We start from the raw sequence: 19,369 nt of genomic DNA on the forward strand, positions 1-19,369 counted from the left end.
GCAGATTCATTTGCGAAGCGCAAAGAGTATGATATAGTTTTTCGTATGAAATCGAGGTGAACGTATTGTTTGAAAGGTTGGTTCCAAAACTCCGGGTGAATACGGTATTTGATATTGGGCTGGAAGAGCTGTACAGCCGGGGATACCGTGGTATCATTACGGATCTGGATAACACGCTAGTCGGCGCCAAAGCGCCTCTGGCCACTCCGGAGCTGCTGTTATGGTTCGAGAAGGTGAAAGAGCTGGGCTTCAAGCTGATCATTGTGTCGAACAATAACATGGACCGGGTGTCACGCTTTGCAACGCCGCTTAATATTGAATTTGTACATCAGGCCCGCAAGCCGATCAATACGCCTTTCGTGAAGGCGATGAAGCTGATGGATCTGAAGCCGGAACAGACGATCGTAGTTGGCGATCAGATGCTTACGGATGTATTCGGCGGCAACCGGCTCGGCCTGTATACGGTACTGGTGCTGCCCATCTCCGTGAAGGATGAAGGTATTGGAACTAGAATTAACCGCCGGATCGAGCAGATTGCCCTGACACGGCTTCGCAAGCAAGGATTGTGGCATGAGGAGGATAAACCCCAATGAATCAACAGAATGAAACACAGCGCCCTGTAAAATGCAGCGGCTGCGGCATTAAGCTGCAGACCGAAAAGAAGGATCTCCCGGGTTATATTCCGGAGGTTGCATTTGAACGGGAACCGGTTATCTGCCAGCGCTGTTTCCGCATCAAAAACTATAATGAAGCTTCTTCGGTATCCGTCGACCAGGATGAATTTCTTCACCTGCTCAGCGGAGTGGGCGAGAAGAACGCGCTTGTTGTGCATATTGTCGATCTCTTCGATTTCGAAGGCAGCCTGATTTCCGGCCTGCAGCGTTTTGTTGGCAATAATCCGGTTATTCTTGTAGTGAACAAATGTGATTTGCTTCCCAAGGTAACGAACTGGAACAAGCTGCGTAACTGGATGCAGCAGCGCTGCAAGGAGCATGGACTGCGGACTGCGGAGATTATACTCTGCAGCGCGAAGCGCAATCAAGGGTTCGAACGTTTGCTGGAAGCAGTGAATGAGCTTCGCGGACAGCGTGATGTCTATGTCGTTGGGGCAACCAACGTAGGCAAATCCACGCTAATTAACCGGCTTATTTCCGATTACAGCGATCTCGAGCAGGAACTGACGACCTCGCGTTATCCGGGAACGACTCTCGATACGGTCAAAATCCCGCTGGATGACGGCCACTATATCATTGATACTCCGGGAATTGTATATCCTTGGCGGTACAGTGAACTGGTGGAGCGCAAGGACCTCGGTGCCGTTATGCCGGAAAATCCGCTCAAACCTGCGGTATATCAGCTGAATGAAGGCCAGACGCTGTTCTTCGGCGGTCTGGGGCGTTTTGATTTCATTCAGGGTGCCCGGCAATCCTTCACCTGCTTCATCAGCACTACGCTCAAGATTCACCGTACGAAGCTGGAACGTGCGGATTCCCTGTATCAGGATCACCGTGGTGTGATGCTGGCTCCACCGGTAACTGCCGACATGGACAAGCTGCCGCAGTGGCAGCGTCATGAATTCCGGATCAGCCGGGGCAGCCAGACCGATCTGTTCATCTCCGGCTTGGGCTGGATCAAGGTGAACGGAACCGAAGGTGCCGTTGTGGCCGTTCACGTTCCGCGCGGCGTGAAGGTGGTTACCCGCCCTTCGCTGATCTGACGAAGGGTGGGGGATTGCCTGTGACAAGTGCAAACGGAAATGACAGAAATACGGATCTGCTGCTGGGGGTTATGGGTGATCCGATTGCCCAGTCTAAATCCCCGATCATGCACGGGGCCGCGCTGAAAGCGCTGGGCATACAAGGGGCTTATGTCCCCTTGCATATTACCGGAGATCAGCTTGGCGATGCGGTGCAGGCCATCAAGATCCTCGGCTTTCGCGGAGTCAACGTAACCATACCGCATAAGGTTGCGGTGATGGAGTATCTGGACAAGCTGGATGAAAGTGCGGTTGCTGTAGGTGCAGTGAATACAATTGTCAATGACAACGGGGTACTTACCGGATTCAATACGGACGGCATCGGTTATGTCCGTTCGCTGAAGGCGGAAGCGGTTCCCGATCTGTCCGGAACCCGTATTCTGGTAATCGGTGCCGGGGGCGCGGCGAGAGGGATTGTCAGCGCTCTGCTGGCCGAAAAGCCGTATTCGGTTAAGATCGCTAACCGTACTGCCGGGAAGGCCGGGGAACTGGCGGCATTATTCCAGGGCCGGGGCAAGGTTGCCGGAGTGGGCATGGATGAAATCACGGAAGCGGCTAAGGATGCGGATATTGTAATCAATACCACATCTGTTGGAATGTTTCCCCATCCGGATGACCTACCGATGGATCCCGGACTGCTGCGTGAAGGGATGGTCGTAAGCGATCTTATCTACAATCCGCTGCGTACCCGGCTGCTGCTCGAGGGCTTGAAGCGGGGCTGCACAATTCATGGGGGTCTGGGAATGTTCGTATATCAGGGCGCCTATGCGCTGGAGTATTGGACAGGGCAGGCTGCACCTGTGGATATTATGCGGCAGACGATTATCGACTGCCTCGGCGGCAGTGCCAGTGAAATGGATCCGCAAGTTTAGGGTAATAATATATGTTAATTAAGGGGTTTGTTCATTTATGTTAACTGGAAAACAAAAACGCTATCTCCGCTCTTTGGCTCATCATCTTGACGCTGTCTTTCAGGTCGGCAAAGGCGGTGTGAACGACCACCTGGTCCGTCACATTGAAGAAGCTATTGAAAAACGCGAGCTGATGAAGATCAGCGTGCTTAACAATAATGCGGATGACCCGAAGGAAATCGGTGCTGCTCTGGCTGAGCAGTCCGGCTCCGAGCTGGTGCAGGTTATCGGCAAGACCATCGTTCTTTACAAAGAGTCACGCGACAACAAAACGATTGAGCTTCCACGCTAGGCAAGCTGCGCCTTGCGGCTGTCTTACCAGTCACATGGAGTCATTTCGCAGGAAGATAAGAGGAGGTAGGCCTCTCTTGAAAATTGGAATAATGGGAGGAACCTTTGATCCTCTTCACATAGGACATATGATGGCGGCGGAAGCTGCGAGGGACACCTATTTGCTGGAAGAGGTCTGGTTTATGCCTTCGCATATCCCGCCCCATAAGCATGAAGCCGGAGCTTCGGGTACAGACCGGCTGGCGATGGTGCAGTGTGCGGTCGAGGACAATGAGTCTTTCCGCACGCTGGATTGGGAAGTCCTCAGAGGCGGCGTTTCCTATACACTCGAGACCGTGCGCAGCTTGCAGCAGGAATACCCGGACCATGAGTTTTATTTCATCATTGGTGCGGATATGGTGCAATATTTGCCCAAATGGCAGGGGATTGAAGAACTTGTGCAGCGTCTGGCCTTTATCGGTGTGGGCCGTCCGGGCACTCCGCTGGATCTGGCAGCGCTGCCCGGCTATATCGCTGACAAGGTGCTGCTGGCGGACATGCCGCTGGTGGATATTTCGTCCACGATGCTCCGGGCGCGCTCCGCTGAAGGAAAATCAATCCGTTATATGGTACCGGACAAGGTTTTCGATTATGTGCAAAGGAGTGGATTGTATGGCCTACAGCCGGGAAGCGCTGATTGAAGCGGTCTCTTCGCAGATGCCAGATAAGCGCTGGCAGCATACCCTTGGCGTAATGGAATCCTCAGTGAAGCTGGCTGAGCGCTATGGAGCTGATCCTGCCCGTGCGGAGACAGCAGCGATTCTGCATGATGTAGCCAAATATTGGCCTGTGGAGAGAATGAAGGAAATTATAGAGCAGAATGGTCTGCCCTCCGAGCTGTTATCCTACGATAAGCAGCTGTGGCATGCGGAAGTGGGGGCATTTGTAGCGGAACGGGATTATGAAATTACCGATGCCGAAGTGCTGGGAGCCATACGCTATCATACTTCGGGCCGTGAAGGCATGAGCCTGCTCGAGAAGATTGTCTGTCTGGCCGATTATATCGAGCCCGGACGGGATTTTCCCGGTGTGGACGAAATACGCAGGCTTTCCAAAGTAAGTCTGGAGGAAGGGCTGATAGCCGGATTTGATTCGACGATCAGCCTGCTGCTGCAGAAACGCCGGATTGTGTTTCCGTTAACGGTGCTGGCGCGTAATGATCTAGTAAGAATACTGGAGGATAAATAATGAGTGTACAATCAAGCAAGCTGCTGGAACTGACTTTAAAAGCTGTGGAAGATAAAAAAGCGATGAATGTTGTTGCGTTGGATCTGCGCAATGTTTCCCCAATCAGTGATTATTTTGTGATCTGTCATGGTAATTCCGATACCCAGGTGCAAGCGATTGCCACCGAAGTACGCAAGGTTGTTCATGAAGCAGGCGGTATGATCCGCGGAATCGAAGGTATGGACGCGGCACGCTGGGTGCTGATGGATCTTGGTGATGTTGTTGTGCATGTGTTCCACCGCGATGAACGCGAATATTACAACATTGAGCGCCTGTGGTCTGACGCCAAGATTGTGGAGAACGTATGAGTCTGATTGCCGGAACTGTAGTTAAACTGGATGTACTCCGGGAAGTATCGCCTTACGGCTACTTCCTGGGTGCCGGTGATCAGGATGTTATGCTGCATTATACGGAGCTGGTTGGCAGCAAGCCCAAGCCGGGCGATAAAGTGGAAGTATTCATCTTCTTCGATACGGAAGACCGGCTTGCGGCAACAATGAAGAAGCCTTTTTTGACACTTGGTGAAATGGCACTGCTGGAAGTCGCGGATATTCATCCCCGTCTTGGCTGCTTTCTGGAAATGGGACTTGGACGCCAGCTTCTGCTGCCGATCCGCGAGCTTCCTGAACTGATCGAGCTGCGCCCTCAGGTTGGTGACAAAGTATTTGTTATGATGGAGCACGACAAACAGGGGCGTCTCCGCGCCAAGCTGGCCGGTGAACAGGAGCTTGCTCCGCTGGCGCTTCCTGCGCCAACCTCATGGATGGGGCAAATGGTAACCGCAAGAGTGTACAAGCCGCTGCAAATGGGCACCTTCGTGCTTGTGGACGGCGGAGTGTTGGGCTTCGGCATTATCGGAATGGTTCATTCCTCGGAACGCAGCCGTCTGCTGCGTCTGGGCGAGCAGTTTGAAGCCCGGGTCTCACATATCCGCGAGGATGGCCGGGTCAACCTTTCCATGACCCACCGCAAGGAAGTGGGACGTGATGTGGATTCCGCTGCCTTGCTGGACTTTCTGAATTCCCGCCCGGGCGGTGCCATGCCGTATTCGGATTCTACGCCTCCGGATATTATCAAGCAGCGCTTCGGCATCAGCAAGTCGGCCTTCAAACGGGCGATGGGCAAGCTGATGAAGGAAGGCCTTATTACCCAGAAGGAGAATTGGACCTACCTTGCAGGCAAGGAAGACACAGCTCCGGATGAGAATCAGGGCGATGAAGGAACAACGGAGAAATAAGCGGTTATGACAGTATTTGATTACAGGTAATTATAGAAAGCGGTGTGCGCAGTGTCTTCCTATGGGAAATTTGCATATGTATACGACGAGCTTATGGCCGATATGCCATATCCGGATTGGCTGGAGTTTGCGGAAACCGCCTGGAAGCTGCACGGAAAGCCGCTCACCGTGGCCGAACTCGGCTGCGGAACCGGCAGCATTACCATTCCGCTTGCCGCATCAGGGTATCATATGACGGGCATTGATCTCTCTTCTGACATGCTGTCTGTGGCGCAAAAGAAGCTGGAGGAGCATCCGCAGGGCCGCAGGTTCCTGCGGGAGGGCAGTGTGCGCTGGGTAAGGCAAAATATGAAGGAATGGGAGCTGCCGGAACCGGTGGAATCCGTTATTTCTTTCTGTGATTGCCTCAACTATGTGCTGGAAGAGCAGGACGTTCAAGCGGTTTTCGCCAGTACCTTTGCCGGTCTTAAGCCGGGAGGAACCTTTCTGTTTGACGTGCATCATCCCAATACATTGATCCGTTACGAGGAAGAGCAGCCCTTTTTCATGAATGAGCCCTCCATATCGTATATTTGGACCAGTGAGCTGGATGTGCCGCGGCGGGAAATTGAGCATCATCTGTCTATCTTTGTTCGTGAAGAGGGACGGGGTAATCTGTACCGCCGCTTTGAGGAGACTCATGTGCAGCGGGCTTATGATCCGGAGTGGATGACAGCGGAACTGCTGAAAGCCGGGTTCAGTGATGTGAAGACCTATGCCGACTTCGAATGGGTAGAGGCGGATGACAGTGCCCAGCGGCTGTTTTATGTAGCAGTGAAATAAACCATATGCTTATGTGGGTCCTTGCCCGGAGGGTGAGGGCCTTTTTGCGTTAAATCCGGTTGTTCCTATAAGGAACCGGCCCGTACATAAGCAAGGGCCGGCATCTTCCAACCTTTTACCGGTGCTCAAACAAATCGATCGCGCCTAAGACAATATGCGCCAGACCAAAGCCAAGCACGCCGGTTGCGGCCAGCTTGTATTTGCTTCCCAGAAAAGCTGCGCCGGAAGCGGAAACTACGGTACCAAGAACGGCAGGGATCAGACCTTCACGCATATGAAACACTCCTTCTCGGTGGTATGGGAGACATCGGTTAGTGTGGGTTAAGCCGATAACAATTATACAGGCAAAAAATGCTTCACATAGACATAAAAAAAGACCATCTTCTGGCTAGCCGCCGGGGATGGTCCTTATGTGCTTACTCGCTTGTTGTCATGGAAACACAGCTGCCAACTTCTTCAACCTCATGTACATTATAAAGCACGCGGGCCATCAGATCCTGGCTGTAATTGCCGAAATGCTTGCCGTAAATGGTCAGTCCGCGTTTGTTGACCGGCTTGTCGGTAACGGCAATGCGGAAGGTCAGCTCGCTTTTGTAGTCCAGCTTAATATCATCAAGGGTAATATCCGAAATGCGGCAGCCGTCGATAAAGCTTCCTTCATTGTTAATCCGGATCAGCTTGAGCATCCCGTATTGATTCAGGTGAGGAGGCCACCAGTCTGGATTAAAGGTACCGCGCTGATCCCCGAAGTCTCCGGGACTGGTCCAGTAACCGATTTCGATGCCGTTTACATAAAAGTAGAGGTCTGAAGGATAGTTATCGCTGAAACCGGGGGCCTCTGAGCCAATTTCCATGGAGAACTGAATTTCACGGAAGGTCTGATTGGCCTTAAGATAGTTCGGAATGCGGTATTCCAGGAATCCTTCAGCCATCCAGATAATCTCCGAATCAATCCGTTGGGGATCTGCGAAATAGCGCGGCTCGTCGAAGTCACCGATAATGCTGTCCTTGGTGGCCAGCCCGCAGGTAGGAACAGCCTGATAGTTGCTGTAATGGCCAACCTGAATCTCAACTTCATACAGGTTGTCGACATCCTTGCTGCGGAGATCAACCATCAGCTTATCTTTATTAAGGTAACAGACTTTCTGAATGCCATGTTTGCCTACAGAAGTATTAATTTCGATCAGGCCGCTTTCTTCCAGCTTCTTGATATGCATCGTGATGGCGCCATTGCTGAGATTCAGCTTCTTGGCGATTTCATTCAGGTTAAGTGCTTGATTGGTGGCAAGCAGCTCAAGGATCTGGATGCGAATCTCGGAGCTCAGTGCCTTGAAAATATCAATGCCACTCATTAAATCTTTAATATAAATCATTGTACAATACCTTCCTCCGCGGACGTCATGAAAGACTATTTTATAAAATTATAAACTAATTGAGGTAAAAAGGAAAGACTTCTTCCTTTATTTGTGTAATACAATTAAATTTAAGTCATTTTTTAAGCTAATTAGTCCTTTGATTCACATATTCATAAAGGTACTTTAGTGATATAAGATGAAAAAGACCTATTATTTTCTGAAAGTAGCCTTTAATTGATTTTATTTTGGATACATATAAAAAGGTTTATACTTTTATGTTTACATGAGGGCTTATATATGTTATTTTATATCTGTAAGCGAATACATTCAAATGTTTTTTAATTAATTAATAAAAATGTGAAATGGAAGTGATGAGATTGTCGGCAGACACACTAAGAGCGACGCTTATCGCCGATAAGTCCTTTGTTATCGCTGAAGTGGATAAACGGATTTACGGCTCCTTTATTGAACATTTAGGCCGTGCAGTATATGGCGGAATTTATGAGCCTGGTCATCCCAGCTCCAATTCTCTTGGCTTCAGAGGTGATGTGAAATCACTGGTCAAGGAACTGGGTGTACCGATTATCCGTTATCCCGGAGGGAATTTTGTATCCGGCTACAATTGGGAAGATGGCGTAGGTTCTGTAGAACAGCGTCCGAAGCGGCTGGAACTGGCCTGGAGAACTATTGAACCTAATGAGGTAGGTACGAATGAATTCATGAGCTGGGCCAAGGAAGTAGGCTCAGAGGTGATGATGGCTGTCAATTTGGGTACGAGAGGTATTGATGCCGCACGTAACTTGCTGGAGTACTGCAATCATCCCGGCGGAACCTACTGGAGTGATTTGCGCCGCAATCATGGTGTGGAGCAGCCGCATAAGATCAGAACCTGGTGCCTCGGCAATGAAATGGATGGACCCTGGCAGATCGGCCAGAAGACAGCTGTAGAATATGGCAGGCTGGCTTATGAAACCGGCAAGGCGATGCGCTTGATAGATCCGGATATTGAGCTGGTTTCCTGTGGAAGCTCAAGCTCAGCGATGCCGACCTTCCCGGAATGGGAAGCGGTAACTTTAGAACATACTTATGAAGTAGCCGATTATGTTTCCCTTCATCAATATTATGGGAACCGGGACAACGATTCTGCCAATTTCCTGGCACGCAGCATGGACCTGGAGCATTTCATCCGCACCGTAACGGCCACCTGTGATTACATCAAAGCCAAGAAGCGCAGCAAGAAAACGATGTATCTCAGTTTTGACGAATGGAATGTCTGGTACCACTCCAATGAGTCCGATACGAAGATTGAGCCTTGGACAGTAGGTCCGCCGCAGCTTGAGGATCATTATAATTTTGAAGATGCCCTGCTGATCGGCAGTATGCTTATTACCTTCCTCAGACATGCGGACCGTGTGAAGATGGCTTGTCTGGCACAGCTTGTAAATGTAATTGCACCCATTATGACAGAAGCGGGTGGAGCAGCCTGGAAGCAGACAATCTTCTATCCATACTTGCATACCTCCAAATACGGGCGCGGCGTTTCGCTTCAGCCGATTGTCAATTCGCCGAAATATGACGCTCAGGACTATACCGATGTTCCATATCTCGACAGTGCCCTTGTGTATAATGAGGAAGCCGATGAGCTAACGATCTTCGCCATTAACCGGCATTTGGAAGAAGCCCTGCATTTAAAATGCGATGTGCGCGGATTTGAGGGCTACCGGTTAATCGAGCATATTGAGCTCCATCATGAGGATCTGAAAGCGGTTAATACAGCCAAGGAAGAGCATGTGAAACCAAGACAAGCAACCGGAACCGAATGCAAGGATGGTTTTGTAGAGACTCTGCTGTCCAAGGCCTCATGGAATGTGATTCGTTTAGGCAAGGTGAACTGATTTTGGATTTTGGAGTTCCCTGACAGGCAACAAACTGAGTTCATTGTTTGCAAAAACATTTTTGTAGATGATTTACTAATTTAATTATTAGGAGGAGAAAGTGTTGAAGAAAAAGTGGGGTTTTTCGGCATTAGCACTTGTTCTATCATTATCGACGGTATTGGCAGGCTGCGGGAAGGATGATTCAAAGACAATAACCTTCTGGACGCCGCTGACCGGTGATGACGGTGCCTATATGGACCAGCTTGTTAAAGATTACAATGCTACCAATCCAGAGATAAAGGTGAAGCATGTAATTACCGCGGATATGTATACCAAAATTTCGACGGTTCTGAACTCCGGAAAAGGCGTGCCTGACTTGGCCATTATCCACGCTGACCGTGTACCGGGTTATGTGAAGCAAGGAACACTGGAGCCAATGACTGCAGTAACAGCAGCTCAGCCTGAAATTAAACAAGACAATTACCTGCCGCAAGCGTGGTCAACAGGTACAATAGATGGAACTCAATATACAGTGCCTCTCGATATTCACAGTAATGTTATGTACTACAATAAAGATTTGCTTAAGAAATATGGTGCGGAATCCTTCCTCGACGACAATGTGGTGACGATAGATGAAATGCTGTCGCTGAAAGGCAAATTGGCTGAAGGCGACTTTGTGGTCAACGATGCCCTGCTGGGCTGGGTTATCCTCGGGCAAGTTCAGAACCTTGGCGGAGATATCCAGGAGAACGGAAAACCTGCTGTAAACACACCGGTGATGAAGCAAGCTTTTGAAAATGTTAAAAAGATCAACGATGCCGGTCTGATGACACCGTTTGGTGAAGACGGATACCTGATGTTCCAATCGGGCAATGTATTGTTCTCCACAGACGGCACATGGAGCTCCACAGCGCATGCCGGAGTTGAAGGCCTTAATTTCGGAGTAACCAACGTATATTCCAACACGGCTGACAAGTTCACGAACAGATCCTCTTCGCACTTGTTCTCCATGTTCAAGAATAAAGACAGATCTGAAGAAAAGGTAGCCGGAATCGGTAATTTCCTGGAGTTCATCCGTCAGAATTCCATTGAATGGGCCAAAGCCGGACAGACCGTAGCAAGTAAAAAAGTTATTGAGAGCCCTGAGTATAAGGATTACATGCAGTCCTTCTTTACTTCGAATGAGAAAGAGATTGAATCCCTCTACATCTACACTTATGAATACTACCCATATATCGCAGAAGCAGTGGATACGTATTGCGGAGATATCGTCCGCGGCAATGTAGATATTGATGAAACTCTTCAGACCATGCAGAAATTTGTAGAAGATAAAATCGCTGAAGGCACAAGCGGAGCAGCGAAGTAACAAAAGGAAGCGGAAATGAATGCATAAAGCAATGTGCCGGAATACGGCACATTGCTTTATGCCAAAGGAGAAAAGAATGCCTATGAAAAAGAAACTTAATTTGGCGCCTGTTTTCTTTGTAGGTCCACATGTCATCTTATTTGCTGTATTTATTTTACTGCCCACGATCTACGGGATTTACGCTTCCTTTACCAAATGGAATCTAATGAATGATCCGGTCTGGGTAGGTTTAGACAACTACAAGACCATTTTGTTTGACAACAGTTCCACCTTTCATACCCAATTCAACAACGGGCTTAAGAACACATTGATTTTTGTGCTGCTCAGTGTTCCGCTGTTGATTGTGATTCCGCTGCTTGTTGCCGTTGCACTGGAACATAAGAAAGTCAAAGGGAAAAGCCTGATCCAGTCCATCATCTACATTCCGGGCCTTATTTCCATATCTGCAGGCGCGCTGATCTGGCTGCTGCTCTTTAACAAGCAGCTCGGAATGGCGGGGAATGTGTTCGGCTCAGACGTATCCTGGCCGGCCAATCAGCCATATGCGTGGATTATCATTATTATCATTACAGTCTGGGGCGGCGTCGGGGGCAATATGATTATTTACCGTGCCTCCATAAGCGGTGTGGCACAGGATCTGTATGAATCGGCGGAAATAGACGGGGCAGGACCTGTCCGCAGATTCACGAGTATTACATTGCCTTCCATTCGTTTTCCGCTCATCTATACCTTTGTCATGACTACTGCCGGAGCCTTTAACGTATTCGGGCAGCCGCTCATGATGACCGACGGCGGACCACGGCAGAGCACGCATGTACTCATGATGTATATTCGTCAACTGGCGTTCGGCAACGGGGAATCCATTGCGGGAATGGCATCGGCGATGGCGGTGTTGCTGGGACTTATAATCCTGGTCATCTCGGCTCTGCAATATTATGTGATGAACCGGAATGCAGCTTAACACTCGATAAGACAATGGACCAGCAATGGAAATTGAAAAGGCAGGTGTACCCGTATGTCAAACCAAGCGGCACAACAAATGGATAATAGTCCGCTTCTTAATGGACAAAACGCTGGGAAAAGAAAAGGCTCCGGCATCAGTATCTCTAAATATCTCTCCTATCTCTTCTTAATTATTCTCTGCATTATTTGGATCGTTCCTGTGATCTTCGGAATCACTACCTCCTTCCGGTCGCAAACCGAGGTGGTCAGCTCCGGGTTCAGAATGTTCCCGAAAGAGTGGATTTTTGACAACTATATTGCGATTTTGGAAAACACCTCTACCGCACCAATCTTGCGCTGGCTGATGAACTCACTGCTTATTGCCACAATGCATACTCTTTTGGTGGTTGTGGTAATCTCCATTACCGGTTACGGCTATTCGCGGATGAAATTTAAAGGCAGAGACACGCTCTTTTTCACCCTGCTCGGTATTTCGTTCTTCCCGGGTGTCGTGAATCTGATTCCTTCCTACAAAATTATAGATGCTCTGGGCTGGGTTAATACCTCCTGGGCAATGGTAATCCCCGGACTCGCGGGTATGGGGAATATCTTTTTGGTCAGACAGTTTATGAACGGCATTCCGAAGGAACTCGACGAATCGGCCCATGTCGATGGTGCGAGCCATTACAGAATTTACATGTCGATTATCGTGCCGCTGATCAAGCCTGTATTGATCGTGTGTGCCCTGTTCTCGTTCACCGGATCCTGGAATGACTTCCTGTGGCCGGTAATCGTATTCACGGATGTTGACAAAATGCCGGTTACTGCCGGACTGTTGTTGCTGCAGGATATTTATGGGAATTACCGGATGATCGGACAGCTTATGGGTTCGGCGATTCTCGCTATTATTCCTACGCTGCTGCTGTTCGTGTTCGCCCAGAAATACTTTGTACAATCGATTAATTTGAATTCAGGGATAAAGGGCTAAATAAAAAAACATTAGCCAAGGAGAGAGAAACTATGACTGCAAAGCTTGTGATTCACGCTGACCTGCCCAAAAGCAAAATCAACAAAAATATATATGGGCATTTCGCAGAACATTTGGGCAGATGCATTTACGAAGGTCTGTGGGTAGGCGAGGATTCGCCGATTCCCAATACGGACGGCATCCGCAATGACGTCATCGAAGCGCTGAAGAAACTGGACATTCCGGTGCTGCGCTGGCCGGGTGGCTGTTTTGCCGATGAATATCACTGGAAAGACGGAATTGGACCGAGGGAAGGCCGCAAGCGGATGGTTAATACGCACTGGGGCGGTGTAGTGGAGAATAATCATTTCGGCACCCATGAATTTTTCCGCCTGTGTGAGCTGCTGGATTGCGAACCGTACATTTGCGGCAACGTAGGCAGCGGTACGGTTCAGGAAATGTCGGAATGGGTCGAGTATATGACCTTTGACGGCGAATCGCCAATGGCGGACTGGCGCAGGGAGAACGGAAGAGAACAGCCCTGGAAGCTTAAATACTTCGGTGTCGGCAATGAGAATTGGGGCTGCGGCGGCAATATGCGTCCCGAATATTATGCGGACCTGTACCGGCGCTATCAGACCTATTCCAGAAATTACGGGGATAACCGGCTGTACAAAATTGCCGGTGGAGCGAATGTGGACGACTACAACTGGACGGAAGTATTAATGCGGGAAGCCGGCCGTTTCATGGATGGCCTCAGCCTGCATTCCTATACCATTCCCGGCAGTTGGGAAGAGAAACGCCAGGCGCTCGGGTTCGACGAAGCTGAATGGTTCGAAACGATGCAGAAGTCACTTCATATGGATGAGCTCATTACCCGACATTCGGCCATTATGGATCAGTATGACCCGGAGAAGCGGGTAGGATTAATTATAGATGAGTGGGGGACCTGGTTCCTGAGCGAGCCCGGAACGAACCCGGGGTTCCTGTACCAGCAGAACACTTTGAGAGATGCGCTGGTAGCAGGCATCCATCTCAATATTTTTCAGAATCACAGCAGCCGGGTGCAGATGGCCAATATTGCGCAGATGGTAAATGTCCTGCAGGCGCTGGTCCTGACCGAAGGCGATAAATTACTGCTAACCCCTACGTATCATGTGTTTGAGATGTATAAGGTGCATCAGGATAATGAATTGCTCGAGGTTGCCTTTGAGAGTCCGCAATACACCAGCGGCGGGGTTGCTATTTCGCAGCTTAGCGTATCTGCTTCACGTGACGGGGAAGGCAAGATCTATGTGTCAATCTGCAACTTGAGCCATGAGGACGGTGCAACTCTCAGCTTTGGTATCGGTGGCGCAGCACCAACCAGGGTAACCGGGCAAATTCTGACGCATCCGGAGCTTGGTGCACATAACACGTTCCAGACGCCAGACAAGGTAGCGCCGTCTGTCTATGAAGCTGCAGCTTTGGAGGATGGACTGCTGAACTGTGTCCTTCCGCCTGCGTCTGTAGTTGTGCTTACTTTGGAGTAGAGAAGCAGCGAATTCATTCTTTATATTTACTGATCAGATCAAAGGAGAAACCATTATGAACACAAATAGAGAATACAGCAATCCGCTTGTGGAACAGCGCGCTGATCCATGGGTGTATAAACATGCTGATGGCTATTATTACTTCACCGCCTCCGTGCCGGAATATGACCGGATCGAGGTGCGCCGGTCAGAGACCATTGAAGGACTTACTGAAGCCGTACCGGTTGTAGCCTGGCGGAAATATGAGACGGGACCGCTAAGCGCGAATATATGGGCACCTGAAATTCATTATATTGACGGGAAATGGTACATTTATTTCGCCGCTGCCCGCACAACCGAAACGAACGAGGGTTTGTTCGATCACCGTATGTTTGCCCTGGAGAACGAATCGGCCAATCCGCTCGAAGGCACATGGGTAGAGAAAGGCCAGGTGAAAACAGCCTGGGAGTCCTTCGCCCTGGACGCGACTACGTTCCAGCACAAGGGAGTGCTGTATTATGTATGGGCGCAGAAGGACCCTGAAATTCCAGGGAACTCCAACCTGTACATTTCCGAAATGAGCAACCCCTGGACCTTGACCGGCCCCCAGACCATGATTGCGACACCTGAGTATTCCTGGGAGAAAATTGGCTTCAGTGTAAATGAAGGCGCAGCGGTACTGAAACGTAACGGCCGCATATTCATGAGCTTCTCGGCCAGTGCTACCGATTACAATTACTGCATGGGCCTGCTGTATGCCGATGAAGACAGCGATCTGCTGGATGCTGCATCTTGGACTAAACATCCCGAGCCTGTGTTCAAGACCAGTGAAGAGAACGGACAATACGGTCCGGGACACAACAGCTTCACGGTGAATGAGCAAGGTGAAGATGTGCTGATCTACCATGCCCGCAATTATAAAGAAATTACCGGCGATCCGCTTTATGACCCGAACCGTCATACCCGTGCACAGGTGCTGTATTGGAACGAAGACGGCACACCAAACTTCGGCCTGCCCGTGAAGGACAGCAGCAAGTAAGGTTGTGAACTGAGCAACTGCAAACCAACAAAGAGTCCAGGAATCCCGTATAACAAGGGGGACCTGGACTCTTTGCTGTTGGTGTATTTACTCATAAAATCCGGAAATCGTGTAGTTATCTAGTGGATTTTGAATTTATGCGCATAACCGAAGCATTAACGTGGAATGGCCACAAATGAGGAAGCTTTCCGCGTGTGATCGTTCCACAAACGGGGAAGTGTTAGCTTAAAATGAACCATGATTTGGCTAAAGGAGACTCTTTGTTCAATAAACTGATGAAAGCAGCCGGTAAAAACGGGTTGCTTTCGTTTCGTTAAGGGGCAGGATTGCGTAGTACAGGGAGCGAATAGATTAATACAAAAAACGGATGTATGGAGGATTTTTAATGACGCAATTTTATCTCATTCGCCATGGTGAACCTCTATGGGACATAAATGAACATTACAAATTAAAGGGACATGGCCGGGACATGGTTCCTCTTACGAATAAAGGGGTTAACCAAGTATATTTGACAGCAAAGGATGAACGTTTAAAAGAAGCTGAAATTGTTGTCTCTTCCCCTTACCCAAGAGCACTTCAAACGGCCGCTATTTTATCAAAGGAACTTGGTTTAGAAATAATGGTTGAATTCGATTTAAGGGAATGGCAACCTGACTTAACATTTGAATATGATTCATTGGAGAGGCTTAAAGAACTGGGGGATGATTATGATGCTAATCATGGAGTCTATCCTCCTGGGGTAACCAAGCCTTGGGAGTCCAAAGAACTACTGAAGAACCGCATGGAGAAGGTGATTAACAAATATCTTGAATTTGAAAAGGTGATAATTACTGGACACGGCATGGCTTTTCGTACCTTGGTAGGAGAGGTAGGCGAAATTCCACATGCTTCAATTATTGAGTATTATAAACAAAGCCACGTCGCTTTACCCCTAACGGGAGACATTAGTTGAACAAACACAACTCGGCAGCCGTCCAAAAGGATCGGCTGCTTTTTATTCAAGATAACTAATGAGTATTCCGCCGATAGCTCCTGCAATGACAACCATCCAAGGCGGTGTCTTCCAAAAAACTAGCATAATAAAAAGTATTGAGGCAAGAGCGAAATCAACAGGTGCCAATATTGAACTTGTCCAGATTGGATTATAGAAAGCAGCTAATAAAATGCCTACCACGGCAGCATTTACACCGACCAATACGCCTTGAATCTTCGGTACTCTTCTGAGCGAATCCCAGAAGGGCAAGGCTCCAACGACTAACAAAAAAGCCGGCAAAAATATAGCGAAGGTAGCCACAATAGCCCCTAACCAACCATTGATAATGGCTCCCAGGTAGGCAGCGAATGTAAATAATGGTCCTGGCACAGCTTGGGCAACACCATATCCGGCAAGAAAGTCCTCCTTTGATAACCAGCCGGTTGGTACTACTTCTCTTTCGAGAAGAGGAAGGACAACGTGTCCTCCACCAAAAACTAGAGATCCAGCCCTATAAAAGCTGTCAAAAAAAGCAAACCAATGAATCGAAGTTATTTCTCTTATTAGCGGTAATATAAATAATAAGCCGAAAAATAATACAAGGCAGATTACAGCGAGCGAACGTTTAATAGGAACTTGGACTTTTGGAAGATCAGGAATATTGATATTTTTGTAGAGAATCAAACCCGCTATGCCTGACACAATCATAATGGCAACCTGGCTAAACGCCGTTTGCCATAATAAAGCAATTGCAGCAGCCAATATAGCGATTGTTACTCTATTTCGGTCAGGAGTAAGTTTTTGTCCCATACCTAATATCGCTTGAGCCACAATTGCCACCGCGACTAATTTCAATCCATGGATCCATCCGGCGCTTCCGATATCAAAGCCTTGCAGCAAAAAAGCAAACAGCACTAAGGCGATAACGGAAGGAAGGGTAAATCCAACCCATGCAGCTAATCCTCCCAATAGTCCGGCACGCATGACCCCAATGCCGATTCCGACTTGGCTGCTCGCAGGTCCAGGAAGAAATTGACAAAGTGCAACCAAGTCGGCGTAGCTCCGTTCATCCATCCATTTTCTTCGCTTAATATACTCGTTGTGAAAATAACCAAGATGAGCAATGGGACCGCCGAAGGATGTCAAACCTAGCTTTGTGGAAACCAATAATACTTCCATTAACGATCTAGGCTTACTTTTATTTTGTGATAATTCATTGTCCATTGCTGATCATTGCCTCCATACTTATTTTATTTCTTATAAAGCTCATACATAATCTATAATCCGTCCTCATTATTTGTTTTTGTTATCGATTTTCGATATCAGCGTATCAACTTTGCGTAATATACGCAATATCATTTCACCAGAGGTAAACGTGAGAGAGGTGAAGTGTGGTCAAACTACAAGTTTCTTAGAAGGTCCTTCGGTAATTAATTTTGATTATTTGTTTCCATTGACGGTTATCTAAAATGTCTTATCAGAAAATGCATTGTTGGCTATTATAGGGATTTATTTAAAGGTAACTTTGTTGCGGAGGTAAAGATTATTTAATTAATATGGAGAATAACAGTAAAAGCTTTGGAATATATAAATCAGCAAACTTTATGGTCAATACCACAAGATAAACTTAATGCAGCAATCTCAAAAGCAAACGAATACGTACTGCAACTCTCAACTTAAAACTATGGGTCGCGCGCTAAAAAGGCGTACCAAAAAGACGGTGTCTGCCCGGATGGCGACACCGTCTTAATTTGTACGATTATAACAACGGTTATGGAATATATTGCTGCACGATTGAAGTTACTTGACCGTCTTCGATCGTGAGATGGTATGGAAATTGGCTTAAGTCGATAATATCGGTCTTGGTGAATTCCTTCTGGAACTGAGGTAGAGAAATTCCCTCGTTCCAGTTGATATCCAGATCCTCGATCGTTCCGGTATGATCATAGATTTGCATGGTTACGCCGGCATTATCGGCTACCGGATAAGAGGTTAGCAAATCACTGTCGTTAACGATATAATATCCGTCCGGTGCGCCTCCCAGCTCGGCCGCACCATCCGGCTCCCGGTCGGCGAACACCCGGTTGGCGTCCGCGCCTTCAAACCATTCGATATCGTCCGCATTAAGCATCAGCTTGCCGTCTACGATTTGCAGATCGTGAATATACGCTGTGAGATGCTGAATCTGCCCGCCGCTTTGTGCTTCCGCACGTGTTCCTGCTGTGCTTGCCGTTGTTGCAAGGGAAAGAAACAGCAGGACCAGCAAAGGCAGTACATACTTGGAGTTTTTCAATAACATCTTTTCATTTCCCCCTTGGCTTAAATATGGCTTGTGAATAGCCTATATACCTCTTTACCCTTCGCTATAGTTCTCAAACGGGTATGTACCTCTATTAACGTAAATTAGCAAGAAATGTTGCAAAAATTTTGCTAAGGTCTATCAGAACTGCCGAAGATGTGATAAACGGCAGCGGATTGTAAAAAGCTTCATGCCGGGACATATTAAAATATCCAAATAACGGCTTGGGGGTGACTGGCGGATGGCAGAAATATGGCGGATCTATTTAAATGATTGGCGCAACTTGTTCAGGATTCCGGTGGCGGTGCTGCTGATTGCAGCGCTTATTGTGCTGCCCTCTGTGAATGATTGGGTAAATGTAGCTGCAGTATGGGACCCCTACAGCAACACCTCCGGCATCAAAATCGCCGTGGCCAGTCTGGACAAAGGGGCGGAGCTGCAGGGGAAAAGCTTCAGGGCATTTCTTTCAAATCCTGAATCCTTTTATGCCGTTTACCTATGCGATCAGTCTGCTGCGGGAAGCGGTTGGGGGGGGCTTCCTGAGGTGGTCCTCCGGGATGCGTTGGCTCTGCTGCTTTTCGGCGTGCTGGCATTACTGCTGGGGCTTACGCTGCAGAAACCGCTTGAACGCTTTATCAGCAAAGCCGCAGAACAGGCTGAGAAGTCCAAGCTGATCTCTTGATGTAAGGAATTAGAAGATAAGAGCTTTTATTTCCATCTGTCAACCACTTTTGAACGTGCCAATGGATGTTGACCT

General features: G+C 48.4%; 21 protein-coding genes. 17 read left to right on the forward strand and 4 right to left on the reverse strand.

Features of this window, described 5'->3' with window-relative positions; translation table 11 throughout:
• Positions 1-65 precede the first annotated feature (65 nt).
• From NST07_RS08110 to NST07_RS08150, 9 genes are all read left to right on the forward strand, one after another.
• On the forward strand, positions 66-593 hold the full coding sequence (locus NST07_RS08110) for a YqeG family HAD IIIA-type phosphatase (RefSeq protein ID WP_038587886.1): 528 nt from the start codon (positions 66-68) through the stop codon (positions 591-593).
• On the forward strand, positions 590-1,717 hold the full coding sequence (yqeH, locus tag NST07_RS08115; protein ID WP_342481348.1) for a ribosome biogenesis GTPase YqeH: 1,128 nt from the start codon (positions 590-592) through the stop codon (positions 1,715-1,717). The genes NST07_RS08110 and yqeH overlap by 4 nt, the downstream gene beginning before the upstream one ends.
• 20 nt (positions 1,718-1,737) lie before the next feature.
• Positions 1,738-2,628, forward strand: a complete 891-nt coding sequence (aroE, locus tag NST07_RS08120) for a shikimate dehydrogenase (protein ID WP_342481349.1) — start codon at positions 1,738-1,740, stop codon at positions 2,626-2,628.
• A 37-nt stretch (positions 2,629-2,665) separates the two neighbouring features.
• Positions 2,666-2,959: a ribosome assembly RNA-binding protein YhbY gene (gene yhbY / locus NST07_RS08125; RefSeq protein WP_038587894.1), complete on the forward strand. Its 294-nt coding sequence runs from the start codon at positions 2,666-2,668 to the stop codon at positions 2,957-2,959.
• Positions 2,960-3,035: 76 nt separating this feature from the next.
• Positions 3,036-3,638: a nicotinate-nucleotide adenylyltransferase gene (locus NST07_RS08130; protein WP_341090993.1), complete on the forward strand. Its 603-nt coding sequence runs from the start codon at positions 3,036-3,038 to the stop codon at positions 3,636-3,638.
• A complete protein-coding gene (yqeK, locus tag NST07_RS08135; protein ID WP_076110520.1) occupies positions 3,610-4,185 on the forward strand; it encodes a bis(5'-nucleosyl)-tetraphosphatase (symmetrical) YqeK in 576 nt (191 codons plus the stop codon). The genes NST07_RS08130 and yqeK overlap by 29 nt, the downstream gene beginning before the upstream one ends.
• A complete protein-coding gene (gene rsfS / locus NST07_RS08140; protein WP_038587902.1) occupies positions 4,185-4,532 on the forward strand; it encodes a ribosome silencing factor in 348 nt (115 codons plus the stop codon). Before yqeK ends, rsfS begins: the two co-directional genes overlap by 1 nt.
• Positions 4,529-5,461 (forward strand): S1-like domain-containing RNA-binding protein, encoded by a 933-nt coding sequence (locus NST07_RS08145; RefSeq protein ID WP_341090994.1) that lies wholly within the window; start codon positions 4,529-4,531, stop codon positions 5,459-5,461. Before rsfS ends, NST07_RS08145 begins: the two co-directional genes overlap by 4 nt.
• 51 nt (positions 5,462-5,512) lie before the next feature.
• Complete coding sequence (locus NST07_RS08150) at positions 5,513-6,283, forward strand: class I SAM-dependent methyltransferase (protein WP_341090995.1); 771 nt, start codon at positions 5,513-5,515, stop codon at positions 6,281-6,283.
• A 115-nt stretch (positions 6,284-6,398) separates the two neighbouring features.
• Here NST07_RS08150 and NST07_RS08155 read toward each other — a convergent pair whose 3' ends face one another.
• A complete protein-coding gene (locus NST07_RS08155) occupies positions 6,399-6,557 on the reverse strand; it encodes a hypothetical protein (protein WP_038587909.1) in 159 nt (52 codons plus the stop codon).
• Between the two features lie 142 nt (positions 6,558-6,699).
• A complete protein-coding gene (locus NST07_RS08160; RefSeq protein WP_341090997.1) occupies positions 6,700-7,656 on the reverse strand; it encodes a winged helix-turn-helix transcriptional regulator in 957 nt (318 codons plus the stop codon).
• A gap of 344 nt (positions 7,657-8,000) precedes the next feature.
• Here NST07_RS08160 and NST07_RS08165 point away from each other — a divergent pair, with 344 nt between their 5' ends.
• The 7 genes from NST07_RS08165 (at position 8,001) to NST07_RS08195 (ending at position 16,292) form a co-directional block, all read left to right on the forward strand.
• Positions 8,001-9,533, forward strand: a complete 1,533-nt coding sequence (locus NST07_RS08165) for an alpha-N-arabinofuranosidase (RefSeq protein WP_341090998.1) — start codon at positions 8,001-8,003, stop codon at positions 9,531-9,533.
• Between the two features lie 103 nt (positions 9,534-9,636).
• Positions 9,637-10,881: an extracellular solute-binding protein gene (locus tag NST07_RS08170; RefSeq protein WP_341091000.1), complete on the forward strand. Its 1,245-nt coding sequence runs from the start codon at positions 9,637-9,639 to the stop codon at positions 10,879-10,881.
• 82 nt (positions 10,882-10,963) lie between these two features.
• The gene (locus NST07_RS08175; RefSeq protein WP_038587920.1) at positions 10,964-11,842 is read left to right on the forward strand and encodes a sugar ABC transporter permease; all 879 of its coding nucleotides are present in this window, start codon (positions 10,964-10,966) and stop codon (positions 11,840-11,842) included.
• 78 nt (positions 11,843-11,920) lie between these two features.
• The gene (locus tag NST07_RS08180) at positions 11,921-12,811 is read left to right on the forward strand and encodes a carbohydrate ABC transporter permease (RefSeq protein ID WP_144024305.1); all 891 of its coding nucleotides are present in this window, start codon (positions 11,921-11,923) and stop codon (positions 12,809-12,811) included.
• Between the two features lie 32 nt (positions 12,812-12,843).
• The gene (locus tag NST07_RS08185; protein WP_342481350.1) at positions 12,844-14,322 is read left to right on the forward strand and encodes an alpha-N-arabinofuranosidase; all 1,479 of its coding nucleotides are present in this window, start codon (positions 12,844-12,846) and stop codon (positions 14,320-14,322) included.
• A 55-nt stretch (positions 14,323-14,377) separates the two neighbouring features.
• The gene (locus NST07_RS08190; protein ID WP_342481351.1) at positions 14,378-15,340 is read left to right on the forward strand and encodes a family 43 glycosylhydrolase; all 963 of its coding nucleotides are present in this window, start codon (positions 14,378-14,380) and stop codon (positions 15,338-15,340) included.
• A gap of 385 nt (positions 15,341-15,725) precedes the next feature.
• Complete coding sequence (locus NST07_RS08195) at positions 15,726-16,292, forward strand: histidine phosphatase family protein (RefSeq protein WP_341091004.1); 567 nt, start codon at positions 15,726-15,728, stop codon at positions 16,290-16,292.
• A gap of 42 nt (positions 16,293-16,334) precedes the next feature.
• On the opposite strand, the gene NST07_RS08200 is transcribed toward NST07_RS08195, so the two are convergent.
• Both NST07_RS08200 and NST07_RS08205 read right to left on the reverse strand, forming a co-directional pair.
• The gene (locus NST07_RS08200; RefSeq protein WP_341091005.1) at positions 16,335-17,537 is read right to left on the reverse strand and encodes a chromate transporter; all 1,203 of its coding nucleotides are present in this window, start codon (positions 17,535-17,537) and stop codon (positions 16,335-16,337) included.
• Between the two features lie 547 nt (positions 17,538-18,084).
• Positions 18,085-18,612, reverse strand: coding sequence for a hypothetical protein (locus tag NST07_RS08205; protein WP_341377739.1), 528 nt, complete (start codon positions 18,610-18,612; stop codon positions 18,085-18,087).
• A gap of 241 nt (positions 18,613-18,853) precedes the next feature.
• Between NST07_RS08205 and NST07_RS08210 the strand changes: the two genes are divergently transcribed.
• Positions 18,854-19,294 (forward strand): hypothetical protein, encoded by a 441-nt coding sequence (locus NST07_RS08210; RefSeq protein ID WP_341091007.1) that lies wholly within the window; start codon positions 18,854-18,856, stop codon positions 19,292-19,294.
• The last annotated feature ends 75 nt before the right edge of the window (positions 19,295-19,369 follow it).

It is taken from the genome of Paenibacillus sp. FSL L8-0340, from assembly GCF_038593145.1.
In the GTDB taxonomy this organism is placed as follows: domain Bacteria; phylum Bacillota; class Bacilli; order Paenibacillales; family Paenibacillaceae; genus Paenibacillus_AQ.

What these genes read in the sequence shown, in the direction of transcription:
- yqeH (WP_342481348.1), top strand. Translation starts at nt 590, where the DNA reads ATGAATCAACAGAATGAAACACAGCGCCCTGTAAAATGCAGCGGCTGC.
- yhbY (WP_038587894.1), top strand. Translation starts at nt 2,666, where the DNA reads ATGTTAACTGGAAAACAAAAACGCTATCTCCGCTCTTTGGCTCATCAT.
- yqeK (WP_076110520.1), top strand. Translation starts at nt 3,610, where the DNA reads ATGGCCTACAGCCGGGAAGCGCTGATTGAAGCGGTCTCTTCGCAGATG.
- rsfS (WP_038587902.1), top strand. Translation starts at nt 4,185, where the DNA reads ATGAGTGTACAATCAAGCAAGCTGCTGGAACTGACTTTAAAAGCTGTG.
- NST07_RS08145 (WP_341090994.1), top strand. Translation starts at nt 4,529, where the DNA reads ATGAGTCTGATTGCCGGAACTGTAGTTAAACTGGATGTACTCCGGGAA.
- NST07_RS08155 (WP_038587909.1), bottom strand. Translation starts at nt 6,557, where the DNA reads ATGCGTGAAGGTCTGATCCCTGCCGTTCTTGGTACCGTAGTTTCCGCT.
- NST07_RS08160 (WP_341090997.1), bottom strand. Translation starts at nt 7,656, where the DNA reads ATGATTTATATTAAAGATTTAATGAGTGGCATTGATATTTTCAAGGCA.
- NST07_RS08165 (WP_341090998.1), top strand. Translation starts at nt 8,001, where the DNA reads ATGGAAGTGATGAGATTGTCGGCAGACACACTAAGAGCGACGCTTATC.
- NST07_RS08175 (WP_038587920.1), top strand. Translation starts at nt 10,964, where the DNA reads ATGAAAAAGAAACTTAATTTGGCGCCTGTTTTCTTTGTAGGTCCACAT.
- NST07_RS08180 (WP_144024305.1), top strand. Translation starts at nt 11,921, where the DNA reads ATGGATAATAGTCCGCTTCTTAATGGACAAAACGCTGGGAAAAGAAAA.
- NST07_RS08185 (WP_342481350.1), top strand. Translation starts at nt 12,844, where the DNA reads ATGACTGCAAAGCTTGTGATTCACGCTGACCTGCCCAAAAGCAAAATC.
- NST07_RS08190 (WP_342481351.1), top strand. Translation starts at nt 14,378, where the DNA reads ATGAACACAAATAGAGAATACAGCAATCCGCTTGTGGAACAGCGCGCT.
- NST07_RS08195 (WP_341091004.1), top strand. Translation starts at nt 15,726, where the DNA reads ATGACGCAATTTTATCTCATTCGCCATGGTGAACCTCTATGGGACATA.
- NST07_RS08200 (WP_341091005.1), bottom strand. Translation starts at nt 17,537, where the DNA reads ATGGACAATGAATTATCACAAAATAAAAGTAAGCCTAGATCGTTAATG.
- NST07_RS08205 (WP_341377739.1), bottom strand. Translation starts at nt 18,612, where the DNA reads ATGTTATTGAAAAACTCCAAGTATGTACTGCCTTTGCTGGTCCTGCTG.
- NST07_RS08210 (WP_341091007.1), top strand. Translation starts at nt 18,854, where the DNA reads ATGGCAGAAATATGGCGGATCTATTTAAATGATTGGCGCAACTTGTTC.